The sequence below is a fragment of the Streptomyces sp. NPDC014727 genome (assembly GCF_043083485.1).
Classification (GTDB): domain Bacteria; phylum Actinomycetota; class Actinomycetes; order Streptomycetales; family Streptomycetaceae; genus Streptomyces.
This window is the reverse complement of the sequence record NZ_JBIBYR010000001.1, coordinates 90,264-113,951: the sequence shown is the minus strand read 5'-3', so window position 1 is coordinate 113,951 and position 23,688 is coordinate 90,264. Positions and strand designations below refer to the sequence as shown.

The following is a 23,688-nucleotide window of genomic DNA, read 5'->3' as shown; positions in this document are numbered from 1 at the left end:
GCGACGGTACGGCGCGGCGGCCGTACGTCGCGCGGGACCCGTACGGGTGCGTCCGGGACCACGACGCCGGGAGCCGCGACGACTTCACACCCTGCGGGTGGGCCGCCCGGGAACTCGCCCAGCCGTACGACACGACCCCCGTGGGGCGGGTGCGAAGGTAGGGGGACACGTAACGACGTACCGGGCTTGAGTCTCCCGTGGGGGGAGACGCGAGGGTGGGGGACATGGACGGCGACGCGCTTCACTCGATCGGCGATCTGGCCCGGCGGACCGGACTGACGGTCAAGACCGTCCGGTTCTACGCCGACCGCGGGATCGTGCCGCCGACCGACCGCAGCCCGGCCGGCTACCGCCGCTACGACACCGAGGCCGTCGCACGTCTGGAACTGGTGCGGACGCTGCGCGAGCTGGGGCTGGATCTCACCACGATCCGCAGGGTCATGGACCGGGAGCTCTCGCTCCCCGAGGTCGCCGCAGCTCACGCCGAGGCACTGACGGCGCTGATCCGCACGCTGCGCACGCGGCGCGCGGTGCTCACCGCGGTGGCCAGGCGCGGGTCCACACCCGAGGAAATGGATCTCATGCACAGACTCGCCAAGCTCTCCGAGGACCAACGCCGAAACCTGATGGGCGAGTTCCTCGACGCCGCGTTCGGCGGCCTGGACACCGACGCCGCGTTCACCGGAATCATGCGCTCGATGACCCCCGAGCTGCCCGACGATGCCGGCACCGAACAGGTCGAGGCCTGGATCGAGTTGGCGGAACTGTCCCAGGACCCCGATTTTCGCGCCGCCGTACGCCGCCTGGCCGGGTACCACGCGGCCATGCGCGCCCAAGGCGATCCGACCGGTCCGCGCCGCGACCCGGCGGCGACGGTCCGCGACCACGTCGCGTCGGCTCTGGCGGCCGGCATCGCGCCGGCATCGCCCGGGGCGGACCCGGTCGTCGAGGCCGTCATGACCCGGTACGCGCACGATGTCGGCCACCCGGACGACACCGCCCTGCGTCATCGGCTGCTGACCGTGCTGGAGACCGCGAACGACCCCCGCCGCCTGCGGTACGCACAACTGCTCGCGGTGATCAACGCCTGGCCTCCCCCGGATGACCCGACACCGGCCTTCACCTGGTTCACCGAGGCATTGCGCGCCCGGCTGCCGGCGCGCCACGCCCGCCGCACCTCCGGTGCAGCCGCACCGGGCCGATCCTAGACTGACGAAAGCCTGAATAGTCCCGAATAAGGGAGATGTGCAGCATGGCCAAACGAGGAAACAAGCGCCGCGGCCGCAAGAAGAAGAACGCCAACCACGGCAAGCGTCCCAACGCCTGAGCAGGCCGGACGGGCAGCCGGGGGCACGGTCTCCGCGCCCCCGGCGGGAGTGCAAGCGCACGAAGGGGTTACGACCTGGTGCACGACAGCGAGCGGGCTCCCGGCGTGCACCAGGTCGTTACTTTCGGCAGTGCCGGGCCGCCCGTGGGCTGCGTACCGTCGTCCGGGTGTACAGAACGATGATCAGTGGCGCGGTCCGTCGGGCCGTCGGCCTGGGGAGTCTGCTGACCGTTGCGGCGGCATGCTGTGTCGGGCTGAGCGCCGTCAGCATGTGGTGGGCCCTGCCCGCGGCCGTGTCTGCCTTCTTCGCCGGCCGGGAGCCCGGAAGAACCGGGCCCACGGTACTCGCGCTCGTGGCGGTCGTCGCGGGCGGAGTGGTGGCGGTGGCGCTGGTGCCGTCCTGGCTGCTGATGGCCGGGCGGTTCGTCGCCGTGGTGGTGGTGGCCGCGATGCTGCCCTGGTTCGCCGGGCCCTTCTGGCGCCAGTACCAGGAACTCGTGCGGGCGGGCTGGGAGCGCGCCGCCCGGCTGGAGCGCGAACAGCGGCTCGTCGCCGAGCAGGCGCGGTCCCGGGAACGGGCCCGGATCGCCCAGGACATGCACGATGTCCTCGGACACGACCTCAGCCTCATCGCCCTGTCCGCGGGCGCCCTGAAGCTCGCCCCCGGACTCGACGAGGCCCAGCGGACGGCGGCCGGGGAGATCCGAGCACGGGCGGCGGCTTCGGTGGAGCGGCTCGGCGAGGTGATCGGCATCCTGCGCGAGGAGGCGGACGACGAGGCGCCCCACCCGCCCGGCACGGGCATCCCCCGGCTGGTCGACGAGGCCGCGGACGCCGGTCTCGCGGTGCACCTGCGGATCGAGGGCGACGCCGACGCGGTGCCGCCGACGGTCGCGCGGGCCGCCCACCGGGTCGTACAGGAGTCGTTGACCAACGCCGCCAAGCACGCGCCGCACGCAGCGGTGCGTGTGCGGGTGACCCACACGGCCGAGGAGACGAGGATCCGGGTACGGAACGGACACTCGCCCGCCCGAGGCCGGCCCGAGGGCGTACCGGGCACCGGCAGAGGGCTGATCGGACTCGATGAACGGGTGCGGCTGGCGCAACAACGGGCGGAAAGTTCGGCGGCGGCGGCTCGATCGGCATGGCTCCCCGCTACGCCCGACTCCTCTGAAAGGACAACTCCATGGCCACACCTCTGTCTCCTGCCGCGGTCCTCGCCGCCCTCCGCGCTGAGGGCGTGCGCGTCGTCGAGGTCGGCAACTGGCGGACCCACAACCGCAACCAGAAGGGCAGGGTGACCGCGGCCCGGCGGGGCCGACTGGCCCGGCCGCATCTCCGTCTCCTGGCCCGTCTGGTGCTGCGGGCCGCGACGGCGCGGACTCGGTGGTCCCGGGGTCGGCCGGTCCGGCGGGCCCTGCTGGGCCTGCTGGCCCGCCCGGTGCTGCTGGGAAGGACGGCCGTGACGGCGCGGCTGGTCGCGATGGTCAGAGGTGCCCGGCCGGGTACAGCCTCCAGCCGCCGCCGGGCGGCCCTGACGCCCTGGTCTGCCGCCGTACCACACCGTCCAGTCCCGACCCCACACCGAGCACCCCCGCCGTGGCCGGTCTCCCGCCGGACCGCCGACGCTCCTGAACCATCACGCCCCCTGTTCCGGCTACGGCCGGGCAGGGGGCGGATTCGTGCGTCCGGGATCAGTCGACGGGCGTGGACTGATGTGCTGCGGCGATGGCGTCGATCCGGGCGGCAAGGTCGAAGTCGGCCTCGGTCAGCTTGTAGTCGGCGTCGTGGGTGGTGACTGCGATGTGCAGGTGGTCGATCCGCAGGTCGATGTCCGCGTGGTGGCCGATGCGCCGCTCCCGGTCGGCAATGTGCACGATCATCGCGACACCGGCGTGATACCGGATATCCACTCGTCGCGTGATTTCGTCTCCGTCACGAGTCCACTTCGGCAGCGCGGCCAGCCGCGCCTCAATCTCCTCGTCCGTCAGCGGCTTCGGTACGCCTGCCACGTCATCCCCTCTCAGCCACGGGCTCCAGGATCTCAGCAAGATCCCGGCCGACCGGGGCATCCTGCCACGGCCGCATCGCCCGCTCCAGAGTGACCAACTCCCGCCGCATCCTGGCCGAGCGAGTCTCAACCGCAATCGTCGCCACGGTCCGGGCGATCTCCAGCGCCTGATCCGGCTCCCGAGCAGCTGCCGCCGCCGTCGCTTGCCGAGCCAGGTACACGCCGCGGTCGCGGCGGGCGGTCTCCGGCACGATTGCAAGAACCTGCGACCACAGAGCGCCCGCCTCCGCGCCAAGGCCGAGCCGCCCGTAGCAGGTAGCCCGCTGCACTTCAAGGTAGCCGGGGGTTCGACGGCAGGCATTGCCCCAGGGCAGATCGTCGTCCACGCGGGACAGCAGCCGGTCGGCCTTGTCGATGAGGTGGTCGACCAGGTCTCGGTCACCGGTGAGGCTGGCACCATGGGCCTGCTGCTGCATCGCCATGATGCGCACCTTCGGCACAAGCTGGTCGGCCTCATCGAGTGCGGCTTCGCAAAGGTCGACGACGGCATGGCCGTCTCCGAGATCGGTTCGTACCTGGGCCTGGTTGACGAGCGAGTACGCGATGAGGTGCGGATCGCGTGACCGCATCGCAATCTCCTGGGTGACGCCGCGCCAGAAGGATGCGCCGTCCATGTCCCCGGCGTCCTGATACAACCAGCCAACGAGCGCCGCGTAGGCCGCACCGACCCGCAGGAGACCGCGGCGGGTCTCGCCCTTTGCCGAGCGGACCAACTTATCGATGAGCTGGTACTGCGCGGACACGGTGCCGATCAGGTCGTGAGGGCCGAGGAACATATCTGCCCGGTAGTGACCCTCCAGCTGCTGCTGGAAGTAGTCGATCAGGGCAGGGTCAACGTGCTGCGGCGCGACCGGTCCCGCAACGAGCGCGGCAGCGGTGACGGAGCCGAAAGCTTGGCGGCGCACCTGTTCCTCTTCATGGTGCTCGGGCCGGATCCAGCCCGGCGGAGTGGTGAAGCCCAAGTCCTCCGGCCAGCGACCGAGTGCGTCGTGAATGACGATCGCGGTCTCCTCGGCCGGCCACCCGGGTCGGTCGCCCTCCCAGCGTCGCCAGGTGCGGGCTGAGACGGTGAACTGGTGGTCGTCGAGGAGCTGCTGCCCGTGCTCTGTGATCGCGGTGGCGGCGGCTTCGATGGTTCGCCACCCCTTGCGTAAGCGGGCGGCCCGCAGCGCGTCGTTGCGGCTCATGTGTCCAGTCTGAGGTGTCATCACTCGCGCTCCCGACCGTGGCCGCTACGTGGCCACCCGTGGCCATCCGGCGACCTATTCACTGCTCACCGTGCACGCACATCATCAGTGTGTGAAGGCAGGGCGGTACAGCGAACCGACTGAATGCCCCTCAATCGACGTAGGCCGGGGACCGGCATGGCAATGACGATCAAGGTGTACGAAGTGGACCGCTTCGGTCGGGCGCGCGTGATCCGCCCTGAGGCCGAGGTCACGCCGCTCAAAACCGTGGACCAGTCGTCCGCGTACCCGGACTGCGAGTGCGAGCAGCGAAGGACCGCGCATGACCACCCAGACGAAGCCGGGCACTACGCCAGATGTCGCGTACCGCACCTGGCTCGGCCACACCACCACGTGCGCCACCTGCCGTGCCGGGGCGTCCTGCCTGACGGCGGTCCGGCTCGGCCGCGCGTGGCGGGAGACCCGCCGATGAAGACCGAATCGACCAGAATCATCACGCACTGCTGCTGGGACATGGACCCCAAGACCTACGCGCGCTGCACCCTGAAGCCCGACCACACAGGCGACCACCGCGACTGGTACACCCGTCCGTCGTGGGACCGCCCCTGCGTCTCGTGGGCCGCCGAGGCCGCACCGCACCAGCCATGATTCCCGCTCGCGGCTGCTGATCGCGCCCACCAGCCGCGGGCGGGCCTCCCTCCCAGATCCAGGAGGACTGCACCGCGCACGAGCCGCCGACCTGGCCCTCCGCGTGGTCTGCCGCAGTGCCATCCGTTCCCCCTACGCTGCACGATCGTTCAGACCACAGCAGCGCCCAGCGATCGGAGAACCCCCATGGCAGGCATTGAGTTCGAGGCGAAGGCCCTGGACATCGACCCCGTGAAGACTGCGCGGCTCATCACCGACGCCGGCGGCGCCCAGCAGGGCGAGGCCCGGCTCATGCGCCGGTACGTGTACGACACCATCCCGGCCATCCCCGGACGGTGGGTCCGACTGCGCGACACCGGCGCTGGCATCACCCTGTGCGTCAAGCAGATCACCACGGACGCCGTCGACGGCACCCACGAGACCGAGGTCACCGTGAACTCGTTCGAGGAAACCGCCGCGCTGCTGCACCTCACCGGCTTGACTCCACGCGGCTACCAGGAGAACCGCCGTACTTCGTATGTCCTCGGCGCGGTCCGACTGGAGATCGACGAGTGGCCCCGCATCCCGCCGTACCTGGAGATCGAGGCAGACAGCGAGGCGCAGGTCTGGGACACGGCCGCCGCGCTCGGAATCGACCGTGAGCGTCTGACGTCCATCAACACCACAAAGGTCTACGGGCTGTACGGCATCGATCTGGACTCCATTCCCGACCTGCGGTTCGAGTAGGTCGGCGTCCGTCACTCCCGGCCGGGGCGCACGGCTCCGGCCGGTACGGAGAGGGGGCACCATGCACGATCCCAAGAACCTACCGGTCGAGGTCAGGCCGGACCGCACCCTACGCGTGAAGATCATCGACGCGTGCGGGCTCGCCTGCTCGTTCTGCCACAACGAGGGCACCCCCGTTGCCACCGACAACGCCGACCGCTCCGCCGGTGAGTTCACCGGCACTGCCGGGCGCTCCGGTCGGGTATCCATCTACCTGAAGACCAACGGCGCCGACTTCCTTCCGGCCCGCATCCCCGCCGACAGTGACTTCGCCCTGGCGCTCGCCGCGGTCCGCGGCAGCCTGCCCACCACCGAAGTCCACTTCACCGGCGGGGAGCCCACGCTTCACCCCGAGCTGCCCGGCTTGATCCGGATCGCGCGGCGCCTTGGGCTGACTGTCGGCCTGACCTCGAACGGGGAGAACGGCGCGGCCGTCATACCCGAAGCCGCCGAGGCCGGCCTCGACCGCATCAACCTGAGCGTGTTCGGGACCACGCCGGAAGAACTCGCTGCGGTTCAGGGGCCGCGCCTCGCCTCGCGGAAGCTCGCGGCCCGCAAGCTCGACGCGCTCTCGAAAACGGTCGATACGGCCCGTGCGCACGGCATCAAGGTGTCGGCGAACATCGTGATCCCCGACTACAACCACGTGGAACGGGTGCTCCGGATCATCGAACAGCACGGCCGTTCTGTGGTGGTGCGCATGCTCGTGTCGTTGGAGGACGACGGCGCGTCGCTGGCCGCCATGCAGGAAGTCGTCAACCACCTCGGCGCCGTACCCGTCCGGCGGATCATTACGGCGGGGGCATCGGATCAGCGGGTGCGGTACCGGCTGCCGGACGGACGGACCCTGTACGCGAAGAGCATCCGCGCCGTGCGCCTCCCGGAGACGTGCGCCGACTGCCGGTTCAACAACCCTGACGACTGCCAAGAGGGGTACTACGGCGTCCGCCTGTACCGCGCCACCGACGGACCGTTCATGGTCGGCGTGTGCATTCAGCGGATGGACCTGTGCCTGCCGCTCGGCGAGTTCGTCATGAGCCAGCGGTGCCGAGAAGTGGCCGCCTTCCGGGATGACGAAACAGCGCGCTTCGCGAAGCTGTACGCGGTGCAGGCGCCGTCGGCGCGGCCCGGAACGTAGCACCTCCTCAAGCTGACCCCGGCTGTCAGTATCCCGTTGCAGATGGCCGGGGCCTTCCCCAGCAGCGGACAGCCCGCTCTGTAACCCCGTAATCGTCCCGGTCGACCGCCCCCGTCGGCCGGTCGGGGCTCATGCGCGTACGAGATCGGCGAGCGGTACACCGGTCGCGTCGGCGATACGGATCAGGGTGTCGATGCGTGCGGCGGCGTGGCCCTGCTCGATCCGGTTGTACGGGCCCAGGGTGATACCAGCCCGCAACGCAATGTCCTCTTGGGAGAGGTTCGCGTGGAGACGGGCGGCTCGGATCTGCTCGCCAATTGCCCGGCGTCGGGTGAGAACCCGGTCCGCGGGTAAGGGCGAGTGGCGCACCCGTCCACATTCACCGGATCATGATCGTTTTGTCTTTACGGTGAACCGCAAAATGGTTGATCACGCAGTCTGCGGGTATCAACCCGCCTCCGCCCGCGCATCGGCGTTCGCGTGTCCGCCAGATTGCGCCGGATGACGCCATGACTCGGTCAAGGCGTCCCGCCCCGCATCCATTTGGGTGCGGGGCGGTCTACCGTGGACAGCAGAAGACCCCCACCGAGCTGTGCGGTGGGGGTCTCGCTCTTGTGGGCCCGACCTCCCCGTCGAGGCGTCACAGGTTCCCGGGAGGCGCGTGTCAGGCGTGCGCGGAGAGGCACTCCTGCCCCTCCCATGCGCCGCACTTTACGTGGTCAGCGCAAGAGTTCCAGGCCCCTTTTGGAGTGAACGGGGAATGTTCATCTTCCTGGGGATGTGGCATCCATGTGGCATCGATCATGGAAACGGCCCTCCGGTCGATGACGACCAGAGGGCCCATTCAGGCTTTCACCTGCAGTTTCCGACTGTGGGCGCGGACGGTTTCGAACCGCCGACATCTGCTTTGTAAGAGCAGCGCTCTACCCCTGAGCTACGCACCCGTGGATGAGGCAACAGCGTACATGGCCCACGGCCCACGGGCACAAACGGTTCCGGGGTGGTAGTGGGCAGGGAGGCGCGGTCCCTGGGGCGGCGTGGGCGGGGCTGGTGAGTTCCCGGGGGATATCCCCACCCCTTTTCCGGTAGCCGGCCGGATTCTGGCGGGTGAGTCCGCCTCCGTACGGTGAAGCCCACACCGTCGGGGACCGCCCGTCGTGCAACCTTGGGGGACAGAACACCGTGGCACTCCGTACCCGCACTCTCATCGCGTCCGGCGGGGCCGCGCTTCTCGGGCTGGCCCTCACCGGCTGCGGCAGTTCGGACACCGCCGACGCGCCCGCCGAGCACAAGTCGTTCGCGCTCAGTGGGAAGACGCTGACCATCCGCTCCGGGCACACATCCCTGGAGCTCGTGCCTGCCGATGTGCGAAAGGTCGAGGTGACACGTCGGGTCGACGGCTGGGTGGTCTTCGGGAACGGGCCCGATCCCCAGTGGTCGATGCAGGACGACACGCTCACGCTGCGGGTGAAGTGCAGGGCGATCATCAGCGACTGTGCCTCGCAGCACCAGGTGAAGGTGCCGCGCGGGGTGGCCGTGGTCGTCAAGGGGGACAACGGAAAGGTCGTCGCGTCCGGCTTCGACACGCCCCTCAACCTCCACGCCGACAATGGGAAGGTGACCGTCCGGGATTCCAGCGGGCCGCTCGAGCTGGAGAGCGGCAACGGCTCCATCGCCGCCGAAGGGATCTCGGCCACGTCCGTGTCGGCGCGGTCCGACAACGGCAGGGTGCGGCTGGGGTTCACCGCCGTGCCGGATCTCGTGGAGGCCGAGAGCGACAACGGAAGGATCTCCATCGATCTGCCCAGCGGGTCCGTGAGGTACGCGGTGAGCGCCACGGCCCGTAACGGAAGCACCTCGGTGGACGCGCCGCGCAGCGATGACAGCCCCCACGTCGTGAAGGCCCACAGCGACAACGGCCGGGTCACGGTGCGAAGCGTGAACTAACCGGCCCGTGTGTTCGTCCTTACCTGGTGGGAGAATGTTCCGGGCAGGGCGAATCGGCACGGGAGAGGGATGTGACGGCGACACACGCGCGGCCGCGAGCGAGAGCGGGTGGGAGTTCCGCCGTCAGGAATGCCACTGCCAGGGATGTCGCTGCCAGGGATGTCAGGGGTGTCTGCGGCTTTAGAGGTGCCAGGGGTGTCGGGGACGCCCTCTTGCTGATGTTGCTGCCTGTGCCGCTGCTCGCCGCCACGTTGCCGGCCGCGTTCGCCGGTGGCGGTACACGGCGCTGGTTCGGCGGGCGCGGGGAAAGTCAGCGCGCCGAGGCACAGGCCGCGAAAGATGCCGCCGCCGCCGCTTTCTACGAGCTGGACACGGCTCAGCGCGATCTGCGGATCTCGATCGAGACGATCACCGCGGTGGACAGTTCGCCCGGGGCGCGCAAGGCCGTGGACGACTTCGCCGCTCTCGGGCGACGGATCGACGACGCCAGTCATACGTACATCACCGCGGTCGACGCGCACGACCTGGACCGGGACGATCTGGAACCGGCGGTCGCGATTCAGGCCAGGACCGAACTGACCAAGTCCAAGGACGAGCTGGTACGGGTCAAGGGCGAGCTCGACCGGTTCGCACAGGGCCTCGGGCCGCTGCTGGGCAACGCGGAGACGCAGCTCGCCCGGCTCGCGCCCGCCGTGGAGCGAGCCCGGCAGGCGCTCCTCGGCGCGAGCAACGCTCTTGACGCGGTGCGGGCGTCCGGACTGCGGGCGGACGATCTCGCCGCGCGGCTGGCAGCCCTCGCTCCTGAGCTGACCAAGCTGAACCAGGGCGCCGGCCGGCACGGTGTTCCGGAGACCTTGCAGCGCGCCGACCGCGTACTGCGCGATGCCGAGGCGGTACGTGCGCAGGCCGCTCAGCTGCCCGAGCGGGCCGCCGAGATCGATCACCGGCTGGTGTCGCTGCGGACCCGCGCGCAGGCACTGACGACCCGGGCCGACTCGGTGGAGCCGGTGCTGAGCGAGCTGCGGCGGCGGTTCTCGGCGGCTTGCTGGCAGGACCTGCAGCCCGTGCCGGAGCAGGCGGCCACCCATGTGCGGCAGGCCGAGGAGAAGCTGAAGGAAGCGGCCAGGGCACGGGACGAGCAGCGGTGGGCCGACGCGACGTCCCGGCTGAGCACGGTCCGCGCTCTGCTGAACGCCACCGACGAGGCGGTGTCCGCGGCCGGTGACCGGCTGCACCGGCTCGACGACGTGGCCAAGGACCCTCAGCAGGAGATCCAGCGGACCCGATTCGCGCTCCGGGACGCCCAGCGCCTGGCCATGGCGGGGCGCAACACTCCAGATCCGCGCCATGCCCGGCCGCTGGACGACGGCGTGGCCCGGCTGGAGCGCGCCATCGCCGGACTGGAGGGGCGCCACCCGGACTACTGGCACTTTCTGACCGAGACCGAAGCCGTGCGTCAAACGGCTGCGCGGGTGGTCTCCGAGATCCGTGAGGAGCGCGGGGCGGGCGGCTGATGTGCGGGCGGGAGGGCCAGGGCGGCCCCGATGCGCCGGGCCGGTCTCCGCGGCCGCCGTTCTGATGTGCGGGGGCGAGGTCGCGGGCGGATCCTGGTACTACGCCCGCCGGAGACCGGAGACCGACATGGCCACCCATGTACTGCACGCCACCGGACGACACACTCCCCGACGCCCTCGTAGGGCCACCCGGCTCGACAAGCACCTGCCGATCGATCACCGGCTCAGCAAGGTATACCGGGTCGGGGCAGGGCTGATGGGGCTGGTGCTGCTGGCCTTCGGGATCCTGGGAGTGATCGACGAGATCGGTTTCTTCAGCACCGGCGGCGCCACCGTCGCGGGCCTCAACACCAATGGCGCGCTCAGCGTCCTGTCCATCTGCGTCGGCCTGCTGCTGTTCATCGGGATGGTGATCGGCGGCAACTTCGCCTCGACGCTCAACATGGTTCTGGGCATCGCCTTCATCCTCAGCGGCTTCATCAATCTCGCGCTGCTCGACACCGCCTACAACTTCCTCGCCTTCCACCTCCAGAACGTGCTCTTCAGCTTCGTGGTCGGCCTGATGCTGATGGTCTTCGGGATGTACGGGCGGGTGAGCGGCGGCCTTCCTCACGACAATCCGTACTGGCGGGCCCGCCACCCCGAAGAGGTCGAGCGGGAACTGCAGATGGTCCGGAAGGCGATGAACGCGGCGATGCCGGGCGTTCGTCGTCGCTGACCCGTTCGCCCACCCTTTCGCCCGGCTCCCGGCCTCTCCCGGCCTCTCCCGGCCGGTGCCGGATAGCCTGGGCACATGCCTCGTTACGAGTACCGCTGCCGCTCCTGCGGAGACACGTTCGAACTGAGCCGCCCGATGGCCCAGTCCTCCGATCCGGCCTCCTGTCCCGCCGGGCACGCCGACACCGTGAAACTGCTGTCCACCGTGGCCGTGGGTGGTTCTTCGGCCAAGTCCGCGCCCGCCGCACCGTCGGCAGGTGGCGCAGGGGGCGGTGGCGGCTGCTGCGGCGGAGGTTGCTGCGGCTGAGAGCCGGGGCGGGACATGGGGGTCGCGCCTGCCGACCCGTGTGTCCGGAGTTCTCCGAACCGTCCGGTCGCCCCGTCCGCGAGCACTTCTCAGCGCTTACGGGACAGCGTCAGCCCGTCCGACACGGTGAGCAGCACGCTGTCCATCCGCTGATCGGCGGCCACGTGGTCGTTGAACTCCTTGATCGCCGCCGCTCCGCCGGTGGCCCGCGGGTCGGTCACCCCGCCATGGAAGAGCACGTTGTCCGTGACGACGAGACCGCCCTGCCGCATACGGGGCACCAGTTCTTCCCAGTACGGGATGTAGTTGCCCTTGTCCGCGTCCAGATAGGCGAGATCGATGTGCGGCTCGGCCGGCATCGCCCGCAGGGTGTCGAGTGCGGGGGCGATGCGCAGCTCGATCCGGTCGGCGACGCCCGCCTTCTCCCATGCCTGCCGACCGTAGGCGGTCCACTCCTCCGAGATGTCGCAGGCGATCAGCCGCCCGTCGGCGGGCAGCGCCTGGGCCATCGACAGGGCGGAGAAGCCGGTGAACGTCCCGACCTCCACGATGTGCCGGGCCCCGGTCAGCCGGACGAGAAAGGCGAGCAGTGGTCCCTGCTCCTCGGCCGACTGCATGCCCGCATACTCGGGCAGGCGGGCATACGTGGTCTCGACGAGCTCGCGCTGCACCGCGTCGAGCGGCGGATTGTGCGCCAGCATGTACGCGTACAGCTCGTCCGTGATCTTGGTTTCGTTGCCCTTGGTCATCACATGCTCCTCATCGGTCCTGCTGGGGCCGCGCCGCCCGTCCCCGCAGGCTGCGGGGCGTGCGGGCGGGAACGCGGTGACTGTAGTCGCTGATCTTCACCGGTCACGCGAGGTCGGGCACGCGTCGGGCACCCCGTCATGCGAGATCAGCGCGCGTCGGGCGTCCGGCGCGCGTCGGATCCGGAACGGTCACGGATCCGACGCGCGTCCGTGGGAGGTGTCAGAACGCCTGTCCCCGGCCCGAGGCCCGCAGGAGGTGCCGCAGAATTTCCTCTCCCGCCGCCACGCCGCGTCCGGCCGTCACCTCGACGTGCGGGGCGCTCCAGCCGGTGTCGGCGAGTTCACCGTGGGCCGGACGCCAGGCGCGGTCGGCGGCGAGGAGCAGATCGGCGTCGAGGAGGCTGTCACCGGCGGCGAGGGCGCGTGTGGCGCCGGTGCGCCGGGCGACCTCGTTCATGGCGGCGCTCTTGGTGAGCGGGCCCGGTACGGCGTAGATCTTGCGGCCCTGGAGGGAAACCGTCCAGCCGCGGGTCTCCGCCCACTCCCCCAGTTCCTCGACCCAGCCCTCGGGCAACAGCGGGCGTTCGACGACGAGATAGGCGAAGAGGTCCTCGGCGACGCGCTCCTTGAGCAGCCAGGCGGGATCGGCCGCCGCCAGGAGATGGGCGCGGACCTCGGCGAGCGAGGCGCATTCGTCGGCGAGCCTGCGGGAGACCCGGGCGTGCCAGCCGGGGTCGGATTCACCGTCGACGAGCAGGTGTCCGCCGTTGGCGCAGATCGCGAACCGTGGTGCGGGGCCGGGGAGATGGATACGCCCGTACTGCTCGCGGGTGCGGGTGGTCGTCGGGACGAACACCGTGGAGCGGGCGAGTCCGTCGAGCAGTGCCGCGGCCGTCTCGGTCAGGTAGGAGAGCGGTTTGTGGTCGTACATCTCTACGCAGAGCAGCCGGGGGGCCTCGGCGTCCGGCATGGGGAGCTGGAGCGCCGCCGCCGAATAGATGAGAGTGCGGTCGAGGTCGCTGGCGACCAGGGTCACGGGGTCGGGCGAAGTGGTGGGGGCGGGCGGCGTGGCCGGGCTCGTCACTTCGACTCCACCGCCTTGCCGTCCGCACCCGTCGCGCCCCTGGTGTACTTCGGGTGGATCAGACCGACACAGGTGTAAGGGAGTCCGTCGACCTCCTCGACCGGGACGCCCCGCTGTTCGGCCAGCAGCCGGATGTGCTCAAGGTCCGCGCCCGCACCGCGCGTGGCGAGGATCTTCCACGGGACGCGGCGCAGCAGTACGCGGGTCGTCTCGCCGACGCCCGGCTTGACCAGGTTCACATCGTGGATTCCGTACTCCTCGCTGATGCGCTCCACCGCGGCCCAGCCCTCCCAGGTCGGGGCGCGGTCGGCCGCGAGCAGCTCCTTCACCTCGGCGTCCACGGCGTCGACGACCTCGTCGAAGTGGGCGGCGACGGTGTCCAGGAAATGGCCGGACACATCGCTGTCCGCAAGCTCCCGGTAGAACTTCGCGCCGTGGAAGTCGTCGGGTCCGACCAGGTCGGAACGGAGGACGGTCCGCGAAATCAGCCCGGAAACGGTGGAGTTGAGGCAGGCGGACGGGATGAGGAAGTCCTCGCGGGTGCCGTAGGTGCGGACGCAGCCGCCCGGGTCGGCCAGGACCGCGATCTCGGGGTTGAATCCGTCGAACTCGGCGAGCGCGGCGGACAGTTCACGCGTGATCGCCCCCTTGCCGGTCCAGCCGTCGACGAAGACGACATCCGCCGGATCGTGGTGGGCGGCCAGCCAGCGCAGGGCGTTGGCGTCGATGCCGCGGCCCCGCACGATGGAGACGGCGTAGTGCGGCAGGTCGAGTCCGTGCCGGTGCCGGGCCCAGCGGCGCATGAGCACGCCGACGGGGGTGCCGGCCCTGGCGAGGGAGACCAGGACGGGGCGGGGGGTCCGCTCGGCGAGAACCGTCTCGGTGACGGTGCCGACGGCGCGGGCGACGCGGGCGGCCGACAGCTCCAGCGCCGCCTTGAACAGGCCCTGGTACTGGGCGGACGGCTGGTACTCGACGGGCAGCGACTCGGCGTAGTGCGCGCCACCGCTCTGTATCGCCTCCTCGCGCTCCTCGGTGGGCGCCTCCAGTTCGACGTCCGAGAGGTCCTGGAGCAGCCAGCCGACGTCGTCCGGTGCGTAGGAGGAGAAGGCGGGGCCGCGGAGGGGCTCGGGCAGCATGGGGGGTTCCTGCCGTTCGGAGGCGTACGCGGGGAGGCCCGACGCGGTGCGTGAGGCGGCGTACGACGGGACGTACGAGGGGACGACGACGAGCAGCACGCGGTCGACGTGTGCGCCGAGCTGCGCCAACAGGCCGCCGGGAGAGTGGAGTTCGGGGGTGTCGGCGGTGGAGTCGACGGCCACGACGACGGCGTCGAAACCGGCGCCCGCGACGTTGTACGCGTACCGGTCACCGGGTCCGTCGGCCGGGTTGTCATGGGCCGGGAAGACCAGCCGGGTACGTATCGCATAGCCGGGGTCGTCCACCGCGAGGACGGGGGAACGTGTGGTGGTGGAGTACCGCACCTCGGCATCGGTGTGGTCCTCCAGGGCCGTGCCCAGGCGGAGAGGGGCGTACATCAGCTCCTCGAAGCCGAGGACGAGCACGCGTCGGGCGTCGCCCAGCGCTGCGGCGATACGGGCGGCCATGGCCGGAAGCACCGGCTCCAGGGCGGCCCGGTGGGCGGGGGTGAAGCCGTGCCGTCCACCGTCGGGCACGCCGGCGGGCCACTGGAGGTCCACCCGGGTACAGAACCCGCGCCCGGGTTCGACGCCCGCCTCCGGGGCGGCGGAACCGGCTGCCGAAGGAGCAACGGAACCGGTTGTCCGCGACCTTGCGGAGGCCGTCGCTTCGGAGGCCGCCTCCTCGGGGCTCGGTGGACCGGCCGCTCCCGGCTGCGCGGAGCGTGCCTCCTCCCGCGCGGCCACCAGCGTCTGCCCCTTCTCCAGAACGCCCTCGGGAAGGGTGACGGTGCCCGAGCTCCTCGTCACCAGGTCGACGCGTGCGCCGATCTCCGCGGCGAACTCGGTCAGCCGCCCGTGGTCGGCCGGCGACCGCATGTCCACCAGGGCGACGACGACGTACCGGCTCCGCGGGTACCGCTCGTGCAGCGCGCGGATGGTGTTGAGCACGGTGTTGCCCGTGGAGAACTCGTCGTCCACCAGCACCAGCGGCGCACCGACGCCGGCGCCCGGACCCGCGCCCGTGTCCGCACCCGCGCGCACCTCCGCGCCTGCGTCTGCCTCTGCGTCCCTCGGGTCGCGATCGCCCGCCAGCAGGGCCGGGTTCTCCGGGAGCAGGAGATGGGAGGTGGCGTGCGAGTGCGACTCCTCGAAGCCTCCCGCCCGCTCCACGCCCTCGACGGGGCGGCGCGTCGAGTGGAGGTACGGCGCCACCCCGAGCCCGTCGGCGACCGCGTGCCCGAGACCGGTGGCCGTCTCCGCATAACCGAGCACGACCGCCCGCCGCGCCGCGGCGTCACCGAGGAGTTCGCGCACCCGTCGGCCGAGCTCGAAGCCGGCGGCGTACACCACGGAGGGCTTCTGCGGCACGTGCTTGCCGAGCACGTTCGACACGAGCAGATGGGCCCGCTTGGGGTTGCGGCGCAGGGCGAGGCCCAGCAGGTCCCTCAGCTCCTTGTCGCCGTCTGGGCTCCCGTCGCCGACGAGCTCGACGCCCAGTCGCTCCGCCACCCAGCTGCCCGACCACACCACGTTCGCCGCCTCTTTCCCTGCTGCGCGCTCGCTCATCGAGACACACCCGTTCCGCGGAGCCCGCTCACCCCATGGAGCCGACCCACCCGGCGGGGCCCTCGCGCCCCTTGAAACCCGTTCACTCCCCGCGCCGCGCTCATTCCGCGAGGCCTGCGGCCAGCAGATCCACGAAGCCGACGTCCTCCCTCGACACGCCGAAGACCTCGGCCCGCTGCAGGGTCCGCTCGGCCCAGGCGCGGTGCGGCTTCACCTCGTTCATCTTGTTCGTGTACGCCGACCGCATCACGCCACCGCCGTCACGCTCCGGCCGCAGGATGTCCTGTGCGTCACTGAACTCTTCATGACTGACCACGGACAGCGCATGCACCGGCGCGACGTGCGACGGATGGATGCAGGTCTTGCCGAGCAGGCCGTTGGCCCGGTCGAGCTCGATCTCGCGCAGCAGGCCGTCGAGGTCGTGCTCGATCAGTGCCGTGCGCAGTTCCTCGGCCCGCCCCTCCAGGAAGGGACTGCGGCGCAGCTGCGGTTTGAACATGCGCTCCTGGAGCCGGAAGTACTCCCACACCGGCCCGGTGATCGTGAAGCCGGTGCCGTCCGCCCGGCCCAGGACGTTGACCACGTCGCCGATGACGGCGGCGACGATCTGTACGTCGTAGGCCGTCATGTCGGGCGCCCTGCGGAGCCCGTACGCCGAGCAGAAGTCGGTGACGCCGAGCCGCAGCGCGAGGACCCGCTCGCGGTACTTGTCGACGGTGCGGGCTATTCCCCGGAGTGCTTCGCCACGGGTCTCCAGATGCAGCAGCTCGGGCGATTCGAGAACGGGCATCGCGAACAGGCGCTGCCCGCACACCTTCTCGGCGTTGGTGAGTGCCTCCAGGTACGGCACGCCGCAATCTTCGGTGAACTTCGGAAGTACAAAACCAGACAACAACCGGACGGTGCGACCGAGCCGGCCCACCAGGTCCGCTATCTGGCCCGGCTCCCGGACCCGGATGAAGAGCAGGGGCACATCGACACCGCGCGCGTCGAGGTCGGCGAACTGTCTGACCAGGTTCTCCTCGGCACCGACGACCTCGGAGTCGTCGATCGAATCCTCCAGGCACAGCACCATCGAGACGACACCGCGCCCGACCTGCTTGATGACGTCGTCAGCAAGCCTCGGCCTGGTGGCAGGGCTGTACAGGGTCGCTCCCAGGGCGGCCGAAAGCACGCGGGCCGGTGAGTCCGCGCCGAATTCGCACGGCTCCTGGAAGAACAGACCCTCTCTCGCAGCGGGCGCAATATGCCCGAAATGACGCATGTGATTCCCCCGAACTGGCTGACCGGCCGGACGACGTATGGCCGGTAATAGTACGTACGGACGGGTGTCAACAGTTCCCCGCAGGCATGAACTCCGGGTAACTCGTCCATTTCCCGACGGGTCGACGTACTGCGGACGACGTGGTTCCGACGCACCGCCGAGACACCCGGTACGCCCCCCACGTTGTCCACGCGGGTAGCCAGCAGGCAGGATGACGGGCATGACGCACGCGATGGTGAAAGGCTCGAACGTCCCTCTGAACGCCTTGGCCGTACGGGCCGTGCTGCGCTGGACCCCGGGGGCCGGGGTTCCGGATGTGGACGCCTCGGCCCTGTTGCTCGGAGCCGGTGGCCGCGTGCGCTCGGACGAGGACTTCGTCTTCTACAACCAGCCCCGTCACCCCTCCGGCCTGGTACGACGGCTGCCGAAGCGCAGCGTTCCCGAAGGGCTCACGGACAGCATCGAGGCGGACCTCAACGCGCTCGACGCCTCGGTCGAGCAGGTGGTCGTCGCCGCGTCCTCCGACGGAGCCGCATTCGCTCAGGTGCACGATCTGCGCATCCTGCTGTACGACGCGGCGTCGGCGGGCGGAGATCCGCTCGCCGTCTTCGATGTGCGGCCGGAGACCGGCGAGGAGACGGCGATCATCTGCGGCGAGCTCTACCGGCGCGGCGATGGCTGGAAATTCCGGGCCGTGGCACAGGGCTATCCGACCGGTCTGGTGGGTCTGGCGACCGCCTTCGGCATCTCGGTGGACGAGTCGGAGGCCACGGCGGAGCCTGGTCCGTCTCCCTCGTCCATGACACCTCCCTCTCCCGTGGCGGCACCCCCGTCGGCCGCGCCGCCCGCGTTTCCCCCGCCCGCGCCCCCGTTCCCGCCCGCAGCGGCCCCGGGCAACGACTCCCAGGTCACGGTCCAGCACCAGCAGCCGCCGGCCTACGGATACCCGCAGCCCGCGGCGGCCCAGCCGGCTCCCCAGCACGTTCCCCAGCCCGCGTACGGGTATCCGCAGCCGGCCACCGCTCAGCCCGCCTACGGCTATCCACAGCCGGCCGCGGCCGCCGCGCACGCCCCCGACCCGAATTTCGTGCTGCCACCGCAGGGGCCGCAGTTCATACGGTCCTGAGGCGGTCCCGCGGCAGCCGAGGGGGCGCCTCGCGACGGCCGAGGGGCGGCCATCGGCCGCCCGAGCCACCCGTGATCACGGCCCAGCCACCGCTGAGGGCAGGAGCGCCGCTCCGCCGCCGACGGGCAGGAGCGCCGCTCAGGCCCGGGACTTGTAGCCGCGTCCCCACTGCATGCCCCAGCCGTACAGCCGGTCCAGCTCCGACTGGAATCCGTACACGAACTTCACCTCGCGCCGCACGATCAGCTCGTCCTTGACGTTCTCCACCGTGAACACGGCGCAGGAGCGGGCCTCCGGGGCGTGCTCGTCGAGTTCGATCTCGATCCGCGGGCCGTTGCCCGGGTAGAGCGTCACCTTGGCGTGCGTACGGTCGAAGGCAGGCGTCTGGTCGTAGATGTAGACGAAGAACAGCAGCCGTTTGATCTGGTCGCGCTGGTCGAGATTGACGTAGACGGTCTCGCCCGACGGCGCCCCGAAGCGGTCGTCCCCGCTGAGCCGGATGTACGGCGGTGCGTTGAGGTCGCCGATGAGGTTGCCCAGCGGCTGGACCACGCCCTTGGTGCCGTCCTTCAGCTCGTACATGCAGCCCAGGTCCAGGTCGACGTTGACCACGCCCTGGGTGTGCGCCTGGACCACGTCGGGCTTGAAGAGCTGCATGGGCCGCAGCAGCCGGCCGCTCTGCCGCGACCTGCCCTCGATGTCCGACGTACGCATCCGCCAGGAGAGGTTGACCCGCAGATTGCCGGTCAGCGCGCCCTGCTTGGTGAGCGAGACCGTGGCGTGCCGCCTGGAGAGCACGATGGAGTTGGTCGACGCGTTGCCCGACTCGAACTGTGCCTCGCGTCGTGGCCACAAGCTGTCCCAGAACGCCATCCCCAACCCCCACACGTATCGGTAGAAAAAGTTCCCCGGCCCGGTGGACGCCCCATGCGTCGCACAGGTCACCCACATCACTGCGGGGCGGCCGCCGGGCCGGGTCCCGGTGTTGCCGGAGAACCGTCGCCGTACGGACCGCCCCGCTGAGAGCGTTCCTCAATTCCCCCCGGGTCACACCCCGGACGGTCATTACTGCCGGGTCACACCCCGGACGGAACCTCTTCCCTGGAATCCGTGTCGTCGCCCGCGGCCTCCAGCGCCTTGTTGCGCCGGACCGAGGACCAGAAGGACCAGGCGATCAGCACGACGCCGACAAGCCCGGTGATGATCTCGTTGATCTGGTACTGGATGGTGACGAGCAGAATGACGGCCAGCGCGCCGATGGCGTAGTGGGCGCCGTGCTCCAGGTAGACGTAGTCGTCGAGCGTGCCTTGACGGACCAGGTAGACCGTCAGCGAACGGACGTACATGGCACCGATACCGAGGCCGAGGGCCATCAGCACGATCTCGTTGCTGATGGCGAAGGCGCCGATGACACCGTCGAACGAGAAGGAGGCGTCGAGCACTTCCAGGTAGAGGAACATGAAGAACGCGGCCTTGCCGGAAAGCGCGATCGCGGAGATCTTCTTGCCGCTCTTCCTGGCCTCCTCCTCGGCCTCGGCCTCCCGCTCCTCCTCTTCCTCCAGCCTGTTCTCGAAGAAGCCCGAGAGACCGCCGACGATGAGGTACGTGATCAGACCCGCGACTCCGGCGAGCAGGACGGTCTCCGCCTTGTCCGCGTGGCCGCCGCCGTGCTGGTGCGCGTTCGTCGCGAAGGTCAGGGCCGAGACCAGCAGCACGATCAGCGCGATGCAGACCGACAGCATGTCGACCTTGCCCAGCTTGGCGAGCGGGCGCTCGATCCAGCGCAGCCACTGGATGTCACGGTCCTCGAAAATGAAGTCGAGGAAGATCATCAGAAGGAACATGCCACCGAAGGCGGCAATCGCCGGGTGAGCGTCCGTGACGAGTTCCTGGTAGCGGTCGGGCTGGGTGAACGAAAGATCGACTGCTTCGATCGGGCCCATCTTGGCGGTGATCGCCACGATCACGACGGGGAACACCAGCCGCATGCCGAAGACCGCGATGAGCACGCCGACCGTGAGGAAGATCTTCTGCCAGAAGGCATTCATCTTCTTCAGGATTCCGGCGTTGACCACCGCGTTGTCGAAGGACAGCGAGATCTCGAGGACGGAAAGGATCGCGACTACGCCGAGAGCCTGCCACCCTCCGTAGAACACCGCTGCGACCAGGCCGAGCGCGGTAACCGCGAACGACCAGCCGAAGGTTTTCAGAAGCACTGGCTACCCCATCGTGTATGTACGGGTCTCCCCCAGGTGTGTGCGGGGCTCCCCCGCGCCGGGCGCGGCTTTACGAAACGTTGACCCCAAAGTCTAGAGCGATACCGCGCAGTCCCGACGCGTACCCCTGTCCCACTGCACGGAACTTCCACTCACCGTTGTACCGATAGAGCTCGCCGAAGATCATCGCGGTTTCCGTCGACGCGTCCTCGGTGAGGTCGTAGCGCGCGAGTTCCTGACCGTCCGCCTGGTTCACCACACGGATGAACGCATTGCCGACCTGGCCGAAGGTCTGCCCCCGGTTGTCCGCGTCATGGATCGAGACCGGAAAAATGATCTTGTCGCAGTGCGCGGGCACCTGCGTGAGGTTCACGATGACCGACTCGTCGTCGCCCTCGCCCTCGCCCGTGAGGTTGTCGCCGGTGTGCTCCACGGAGCCGTCGGGGCTCGTGAGGTTGTTGTAGAACACGAACCATTCGTCGCCGAGCACACGGCCCGACTGGCACAGCAGCGCGCTGGCGTCGAGGTCGAAGTCGGCGCCCGTGGTGGATCGTGCGTCCCAGCCGAGCCCGACCAGCACCTGGGTGAGGTTGGGTGCGGCCTTGGAGAGGGAGACGTTGCCTCCCTTGGCGAGTGTGACGCCCATGGTGTGTCCTCCCCGAGTCGATGAACCGTCTGTTGAGCCGGTGAGCCGGTGAGCCGGCTGTCGAGCGCGTCCGGCGCCGCACGGGGTGCGGCGCCGGACGGAATGCAGGCCTGCGTGACCCGGGCCGCTCCTCGACGGCTCGGCCCGGTCGCGCCTTCTCAGACGTTGACGCCGAAGTCCTGCGCGATGCCGCGCAGCCCCGAGGCGTACCCCTGGCCGATGGCGCGGAACTTCCACTCCGCCCCGTTGCGGTACAGCTCGCCGAAGACCATGGCGGTCTCCGTCGAGGCGTCCTCGCTCAGGTCGTAGCGCGCCAGCTCGCTGTTGTCGGCCTGGTTGACGACGCGGATGTACGCGTTGCGCACCTGGCCGAAGCTCTGCTGGCGGGTCTCGGCCTCGTAGATCGAGACCGGGAAGACGATCTTGTCGACATCGGCAGGAACGCCGGACAGGTTCACCTTGATGACCTCGTCGTCGCCCTCGCCCTCACCGGTGAGGTTGTCACCGGTGTGCTCGACGGAGCCGTCGGGGCTCTTGAGGTTGTTGAAGAAGACGAAGTTGCCGTCGCTGCCCACCTTGCCCTCCGCGTTCGTCAGCAGGGCGCTGGCGTCGAGGTCGAAGTCACCACCGGTGGTGGTGCGGGCATCCCAGCCCAGACCGACGGTGACCGCGGTCAGGTTGGGCGCGGCCTTGGTCAGCGAGACGTTGCCGCCCTTGCTGAGGCTGACTCCCACGAGTCCTCCCATTGGTTTCCTTGGGGGCCGGCGGGCGCCGGCGCCTCCACGTTGCGTTGGCATCCGATCAACGACTGGATCCTAGTGACCGGTTCCCGGCCAAAGCAGGCTTTTGTTCAGGACGCCCTCAGATCCGCCGCTCGCGGTCAGAGCGCGTCGAGCGCCTTGACGTAGTCGTTGAGGTCCCGCGCGTCGGGCAGGCCGTTGACGACGGTCCAGCGCACCACGCCCTCCTTGTCGATGATGAAGGTGCCGCGCACCGCGCAGCCCTTCTCCTCGTCGAAGACGCCGTACGCCCGCGAGGTCTCGCCGTGCGGCCAGAAGTCCGAGACCAGCGGGTACTCGAGGCCTTCCTGCTCGGCGAAGACACGCAGGGTGTGGATGGAGTCGTTGGAGACGGCGAGCAGCTGCGTGTCGTCGTTCTCGAACTTCGGCAGCTCGTCCCGCAGCGCGCAGAGCTCACCCGTGCACACGCCGGTGAAGGCGAACGGGTAGAACAGCAGCACGACGTTCTTCTTGCCGCGGAAGTCGGAGAGCTTCACGGTCCGGCCGTGGTTGTCCTTCAGCTCGAAGTCCGGGGCCTTGGTGCCGACCTCGATCGCCATGAGACGCGTCCCTTCGCTACGTTCACCGGGCTGGGCTGTCCGGGTGGCTCCCACCCTACGCAGGGCCCGCAGCGGGCCACGCAGCACCCGCACGGGGGCATCCTGCACCCCGCCGGCCCGCACGGACGCAGGACCTGGCCCCGCACGGGCCTACGGGGCGTGTACGGGCGGGCCCCGGCAGGACTCCGCTCACACGGAAGGCCCCCGGCGGCGCGTGCTCATGCCGTCGGGGGCCTTCGGGGCGGATGCGTGGCGAATGCCGTTCAGCGCTTGGCTCGGGCCGCCTTCGGTGTGACCAGACGGCTGCCCGTCCAGTCCTTGCCCGCATTGATGCTCTTGGTCTGGGAGAGACCGGCGGTCTGCGCAGACTCGTTGATGTCGCTCGGTTCGACGTATCCGTCACGGCCGGTCTTCGGCGTCATCAGCCAGACCGCGCCGCCGTCCTCGATCAGACCAATGGCATCCACCAGCGCGTCCGTAAGGTCGCCGTCCTCGTCGCGGAACCACAGCAGGACGACGTCTGCGACGTCGTCGTACTCCTCGTCGACGAGTTCCTGGCCGATAATGGCCTCAATGCCCTCACGGAGCTCCTGCTCGACGTCGTCGTCGTAGCCGATCTCCTGGACCACCTGTCCGGGCTCGAACCCCAGGCGTGCTGCCGGGTTGGTCCGCTCCTCCGCGTGGTCCGCGGTCGCGCTCACGGGTTGCCTCCTGATCATGTTTCGGAAAATGCTTCAGCCACGCGCGTGCGCGGGGCGTTGGCCGTAGTCCACACGGGAGCGGCGGATCGCGCAAGTACCCAGCGTCCGAGACCGCCTAAACGGTGACGTTCCCTGCCACGTCGCCGCACTGTCGGCAGGTCCCCTGCGGGGGCCGCGCCACCGTCCACACCCTTTACGTCCGTTCACAGCTTATGCCGTTTCGGTCCGCCATTC

Annotated in this window: 25 protein-coding genes and 1 tRNA gene; 12 read left to right on the top strand and 14 right to left on the bottom strand. The window is 69.7% G+C overall.

What is annotated here, in order from left to right; genetic code table 11:
* Window positions 1–224: 224 nt before the first annotated feature.
* The 3 genes from ACF1B9_RS00550 to ACF1B9_RS00540 all read left to right on the top strand — a co-directional run bounded on the left by ACF1B9_RS00550 (window position 225) and on the right by ACF1B9_RS00540 (window position 2,628).
* Complete coding sequence (locus ACF1B9_RS00550; protein WP_391742144.1) at window positions 225–1,208, top strand: MerR family transcriptional regulator; 984 nt, start codon at window positions 225–227, stop codon at window positions 1,206–1,208.
* 44 nt (window positions 1,209–1,252) lie between these two features.
* Window positions 1,253–1,327 (top strand): 50S ribosomal protein bL37, encoded by a 75-nt coding sequence (locus ACF1B9_RS00545; RefSeq protein ID WP_373302405.1) that lies wholly within the window; start codon window positions 1,253–1,255, stop codon window positions 1,325–1,327.
* Window positions 1,328–1,494: 167 nt separating this feature from the next.
* Window positions 1,495–2,628, top strand: a complete 1,134-nt coding sequence (locus ACF1B9_RS00540; protein WP_391742145.1) for a sensor histidine kinase — start codon at window positions 1,495–1,497, stop codon at window positions 2,626–2,628.
* A 393-nt stretch (window positions 2,629–3,021) separates the two neighbouring features.
* Here the strand turns inward: ACF1B9_RS00540 and ACF1B9_RS00535 are convergent, their stop codons facing one another.
* Window positions 3,022–3,339, bottom strand: a complete 318-nt coding sequence (locus tag ACF1B9_RS00535; RefSeq protein ID WP_391742146.1) for a 4a-hydroxytetrahydrobiopterin dehydratase — start codon at window positions 3,337–3,339, stop codon at window positions 3,022–3,024.
* Between the two features lies 1 nt (window position 3,340).
* Window positions 3,341–4,585, bottom strand: a complete 1,245-nt coding sequence (locus ACF1B9_RS00530; protein ID WP_391742147.1) for a Twin-arginine translocation pathway signal — start codon at window positions 4,583–4,585, stop codon at window positions 3,341–3,343.
* A 322-nt stretch (window positions 4,586–4,907) separates the two neighbouring features.
* On the opposite strand from ACF1B9_RS00530, the gene ACF1B9_RS00525 reads away from it, so the two are divergent.
* The 4 genes from ACF1B9_RS00525 (at window position 4,908) to ACF1B9_RS00510 (ending at window position 7,136) form a co-directional block, all read left to right on the top strand.
* A complete protein-coding gene (locus tag ACF1B9_RS00525) occupies window positions 4,908–5,057 on the top strand; it encodes a hypothetical protein (RefSeq protein WP_391742148.1) in 150 nt (49 codons plus the stop codon).
* A complete protein-coding gene (locus ACF1B9_RS00520) occupies window positions 5,054–5,233 on the top strand; it encodes a hypothetical protein (protein WP_391742149.1) in 180 nt (59 codons plus the stop codon). Before ACF1B9_RS00525 ends, ACF1B9_RS00520 begins: the two co-directional genes overlap by 4 nt.
* Window positions 5,234–5,419: 186 nt before the next feature.
* Window positions 5,420–5,959, top strand: a complete 540-nt coding sequence (locus ACF1B9_RS00515; protein WP_391742150.1) for a CYTH domain-containing protein — start codon at window positions 5,420–5,422, stop codon at window positions 5,957–5,959.
* Window positions 5,960–6,020: 61 nt separating this feature from the next.
* Window positions 6,021–7,136 (top strand): radical SAM protein, encoded by a 1,116-nt coding sequence (locus ACF1B9_RS00510; protein ID WP_391742152.1) that lies wholly within the window; start codon window positions 6,021–6,023, stop codon window positions 7,134–7,136.
* 129 nt (window positions 7,137–7,265) lie between these two features.
* On the opposite strand, the gene ACF1B9_RS00505 is transcribed toward ACF1B9_RS00510, so the two are convergent.
* Both ACF1B9_RS00505 and ACF1B9_RS00500 read right to left on the bottom strand, forming a co-directional pair.
* Window positions 7,266–7,505, bottom strand: coding sequence for a helix-turn-helix domain-containing protein (locus tag ACF1B9_RS00505; protein ID WP_391742153.1), 240 nt, complete (start codon window positions 7,503–7,505; stop codon window positions 7,266–7,268).
* A gap of 503 nt (window positions 7,506–8,008) precedes the next feature.
* Window positions 8,009–8,080, bottom strand: a tRNA-Val gene (locus ACF1B9_RS00500).
* Window positions 8,081–8,318: 238 nt separating this feature from the next.
* Between ACF1B9_RS00500 and ACF1B9_RS00495 the strand changes: the two genes are divergently transcribed.
* The 4 genes from ACF1B9_RS00495 to ACF1B9_RS00480 all read left to right on the top strand — a co-directional run bounded on the left by ACF1B9_RS00495 (window position 8,319) and on the right by ACF1B9_RS00480 (window position 11,621).
* Window positions 8,319–9,083: a DUF4097 family beta strand repeat-containing protein gene (locus ACF1B9_RS00495; RefSeq protein WP_391742154.1), complete on the top strand. Its 765-nt coding sequence runs from the start codon at window positions 8,319–8,321 to the stop codon at window positions 9,081–9,083.
* A gap of 71 nt (window positions 9,084–9,154) precedes the next feature.
* Window positions 9,155–10,597 carry a hypothetical protein gene (locus ACF1B9_RS00490; protein ID WP_391742156.1) on the top strand — a complete coding sequence of 481 codons (1,443 nt, stop codon included), beginning with the start codon at window positions 9,155–9,157 and terminating at the stop codon, window positions 10,595–10,597.
* 127 nt (window positions 10,598–10,724) lie between these two features.
* Entirely contained in the window at window positions 10,725–11,315 is a 591-nt protein-coding gene (locus ACF1B9_RS00485) for a DUF4383 domain-containing protein (protein ID WP_391742157.1), read from the top strand.
* Window positions 11,316–11,390: 75 nt separating this feature from the next.
* On the top strand, window positions 11,391–11,621 hold the full coding sequence (locus ACF1B9_RS00480; RefSeq protein ID WP_351075827.1) for a zinc ribbon domain-containing protein: 231 nt from the start codon (window positions 11,391–11,393) through the stop codon (window positions 11,619–11,621).
* Between the two features lie 89 nt (window positions 11,622–11,710).
* Here ACF1B9_RS00480 and ACF1B9_RS00475 read toward each other — a convergent pair whose 3' ends face one another.
* The 4 genes from ACF1B9_RS00475 to ACF1B9_RS00460 form a co-directional block, all read right to left on the bottom strand.
* Entirely contained in the window at window positions 11,711–12,370 is a 660-nt protein-coding gene (locus ACF1B9_RS00475) for an O-methyltransferase (protein ID WP_391742159.1), read from the bottom strand.
* Window positions 12,371–12,590: 220 nt separating this feature from the next.
* The gene (locus tag ACF1B9_RS00470) at window positions 12,591–13,454 is read right to left on the bottom strand and encodes an HAD family hydrolase (protein WP_391742161.1); all 864 of its coding nucleotides are present in this window, start codon (window positions 13,452–13,454) and stop codon (window positions 12,591–12,593) included.
* Window positions 13,451–16,162, bottom strand: a complete 2,712-nt coding sequence (locus tag ACF1B9_RS00465; protein ID WP_391742162.1) for a phosphoribosyltransferase — start codon at window positions 16,160–16,162, stop codon at window positions 13,451–13,453. The genes ACF1B9_RS00470 and ACF1B9_RS00465 overlap by 4 nt, the downstream gene beginning before the upstream one ends.
* A gap of 100 nt (window positions 16,163–16,262) precedes the next feature.
* Window positions 16,263–17,426 carry an HpcH/HpaI aldolase/citrate lyase family protein gene (locus ACF1B9_RS00460; protein ID WP_391742164.1) on the bottom strand — a complete coding sequence of 388 codons (1,164 nt, stop codon included), beginning with the start codon at window positions 17,424–17,426 and terminating at the stop codon, window positions 16,263–16,265.
* 220 nt (window positions 17,427–17,646) lie between these two features.
* Here ACF1B9_RS00460 and ACF1B9_RS00455 point away from each other — a divergent pair, with 220 nt between their 5' ends.
* Complete coding sequence (locus ACF1B9_RS00455; RefSeq protein ID WP_391742166.1) at window positions 17,647–18,552, top strand: TerD family protein; 906 nt, start codon at window positions 17,647–17,649, stop codon at window positions 18,550–18,552.
* Between the two features lie 138 nt (window positions 18,553–18,690).
* Here the strand turns inward: ACF1B9_RS00455 and ACF1B9_RS00450 are convergent, their stop codons facing one another.
* From ACF1B9_RS00450 to ACF1B9_RS00425, 6 genes are all read right to left on the bottom strand, one after another.
* Complete coding sequence (locus ACF1B9_RS00450) at window positions 18,691–19,425, bottom strand: Tellurium resistance (RefSeq protein ID WP_391742167.1); 735 nt, start codon at window positions 19,423–19,425, stop codon at window positions 18,691–18,693.
* Between the two features lie 203 nt (window positions 19,426–19,628).
* Window positions 19,629–20,768: a DUF475 domain-containing protein gene (locus ACF1B9_RS00445; RefSeq protein ID WP_391742169.1), complete on the bottom strand. Its 1,140-nt coding sequence runs from the start codon at window positions 20,766–20,768 to the stop codon at window positions 19,629–19,631.
* A 70-nt stretch (window positions 20,769–20,838) separates the two neighbouring features.
* Window positions 20,839–21,414 (bottom strand): TerD family protein, encoded by a 576-nt coding sequence (locus tag ACF1B9_RS00440; RefSeq protein WP_361445306.1) that lies wholly within the window; start codon window positions 21,412–21,414, stop codon window positions 20,839–20,841.
* A gap of 158 nt (window positions 21,415–21,572) precedes the next feature.
* A complete protein-coding gene (locus ACF1B9_RS00435) occupies window positions 21,573–22,148 on the bottom strand; it encodes a TerD family protein (RefSeq protein WP_391742296.1) in 576 nt (191 codons plus the stop codon).
* Between the two features lie 146 nt (window positions 22,149–22,294).
* Window positions 22,295–22,753, bottom strand: coding sequence for a peroxiredoxin (locus ACF1B9_RS00430; RefSeq protein ID WP_391742171.1), 459 nt, complete (start codon window positions 22,751–22,753; stop codon window positions 22,295–22,297).
* 263 nt (window positions 22,754–23,016) lie between these two features.
* The gene (locus ACF1B9_RS00425) at window positions 23,017–23,454 is read right to left on the bottom strand and encodes a DUF3052 domain-containing protein (RefSeq protein WP_391742172.1); all 438 of its coding nucleotides are present in this window, start codon (window positions 23,452–23,454) and stop codon (window positions 23,017–23,019) included.
* Window positions 23,455–23,688: the final 234 nt, after the last annotated feature.

What these genes read in the sequence shown, in the direction of transcription:
- ACF1B9_RS00550 (WP_391742144.1), top strand. Translation starts at nt 225, where the DNA reads ATGGACGGCGACGCGCTTCACTCGATCGGCGATCTGGCCCGGCGGACC.
- ACF1B9_RS00530 (WP_391742147.1), bottom strand. Translation starts at nt 4,585, where the DNA reads ATGAGCCGCAACGACGCGCTGCGGGCCGCCCGCTTACGCAAGGGGTGG.
- ACF1B9_RS00525 (WP_391742148.1), top strand. Translation starts at nt 4,908, where the DNA reads ATGACCACCCAGACGAAGCCGGGCACTACGCCAGATGTCGCGTACCGC.
- ACF1B9_RS00520 (WP_391742149.1), top strand. Translation starts at nt 5,054, where the DNA reads ATGAAGACCGAATCGACCAGAATCATCACGCACTGCTGCTGGGACATG.
- ACF1B9_RS00515 (WP_391742150.1), top strand. Translation starts at nt 5,420, where the DNA reads ATGGCAGGCATTGAGTTCGAGGCGAAGGCCCTGGACATCGACCCCGTG.
- ACF1B9_RS00510 (WP_391742152.1), top strand. Translation starts at nt 6,021, where the DNA reads ATGCACGATCCCAAGAACCTACCGGTCGAGGTCAGGCCGGACCGCACC.
- ACF1B9_RS00485 (WP_391742157.1), top strand. Translation starts at nt 10,725, where the DNA reads ATGGCCACCCATGTACTGCACGCCACCGGACGACACACTCCCCGACGC.
- ACF1B9_RS00480 (WP_351075827.1), top strand. Translation starts at nt 11,391, where the DNA reads ATGCCTCGTTACGAGTACCGCTGCCGCTCCTGCGGAGACACGTTCGAA.
- ACF1B9_RS00475 (WP_391742159.1), bottom strand. Translation starts at nt 12,370, where the DNA reads ATGACCAAGGGCAACGAAACCAAGATCACGGACGAGCTGTACGCGTAC.
- ACF1B9_RS00465 (WP_391742162.1), bottom strand. Translation starts at nt 16,162, where the DNA reads ATGAGCGAGCGCGCAGCAGGGAAAGAGGCGGCGAACGTGGTGTGGTCG.
- ACF1B9_RS00460 (WP_391742164.1), bottom strand. Translation starts at nt 17,426, where the DNA reads ATGCGTCATTTCGGGCATATTGCGCCCGCTGCGAGAGAGGGTCTGTTC.
- ACF1B9_RS00455 (WP_391742166.1), top strand. Translation starts at nt 17,647, where the DNA reads ATGACGCACGCGATGGTGAAAGGCTCGAACGTCCCTCTGAACGCCTTG.
- ACF1B9_RS00450 (WP_391742167.1), bottom strand. Translation starts at nt 19,425, where the DNA reads ATGGCGTTCTGGGACAGCTTGTGGCCACGACGCGAGGCACAGTTCGAG.
- ACF1B9_RS00440 (WP_361445306.1), bottom strand. Translation starts at nt 21,414, where the DNA reads ATGGGCGTCACACTCGCCAAGGGAGGCAACGTCTCCCTCTCCAAGGCC.
- ACF1B9_RS00430 (WP_391742171.1), bottom strand. Translation starts at nt 22,753, where the DNA reads ATGGCGATCGAGGTCGGCACCAAGGCCCCGGACTTCGAGCTGAAGGAC.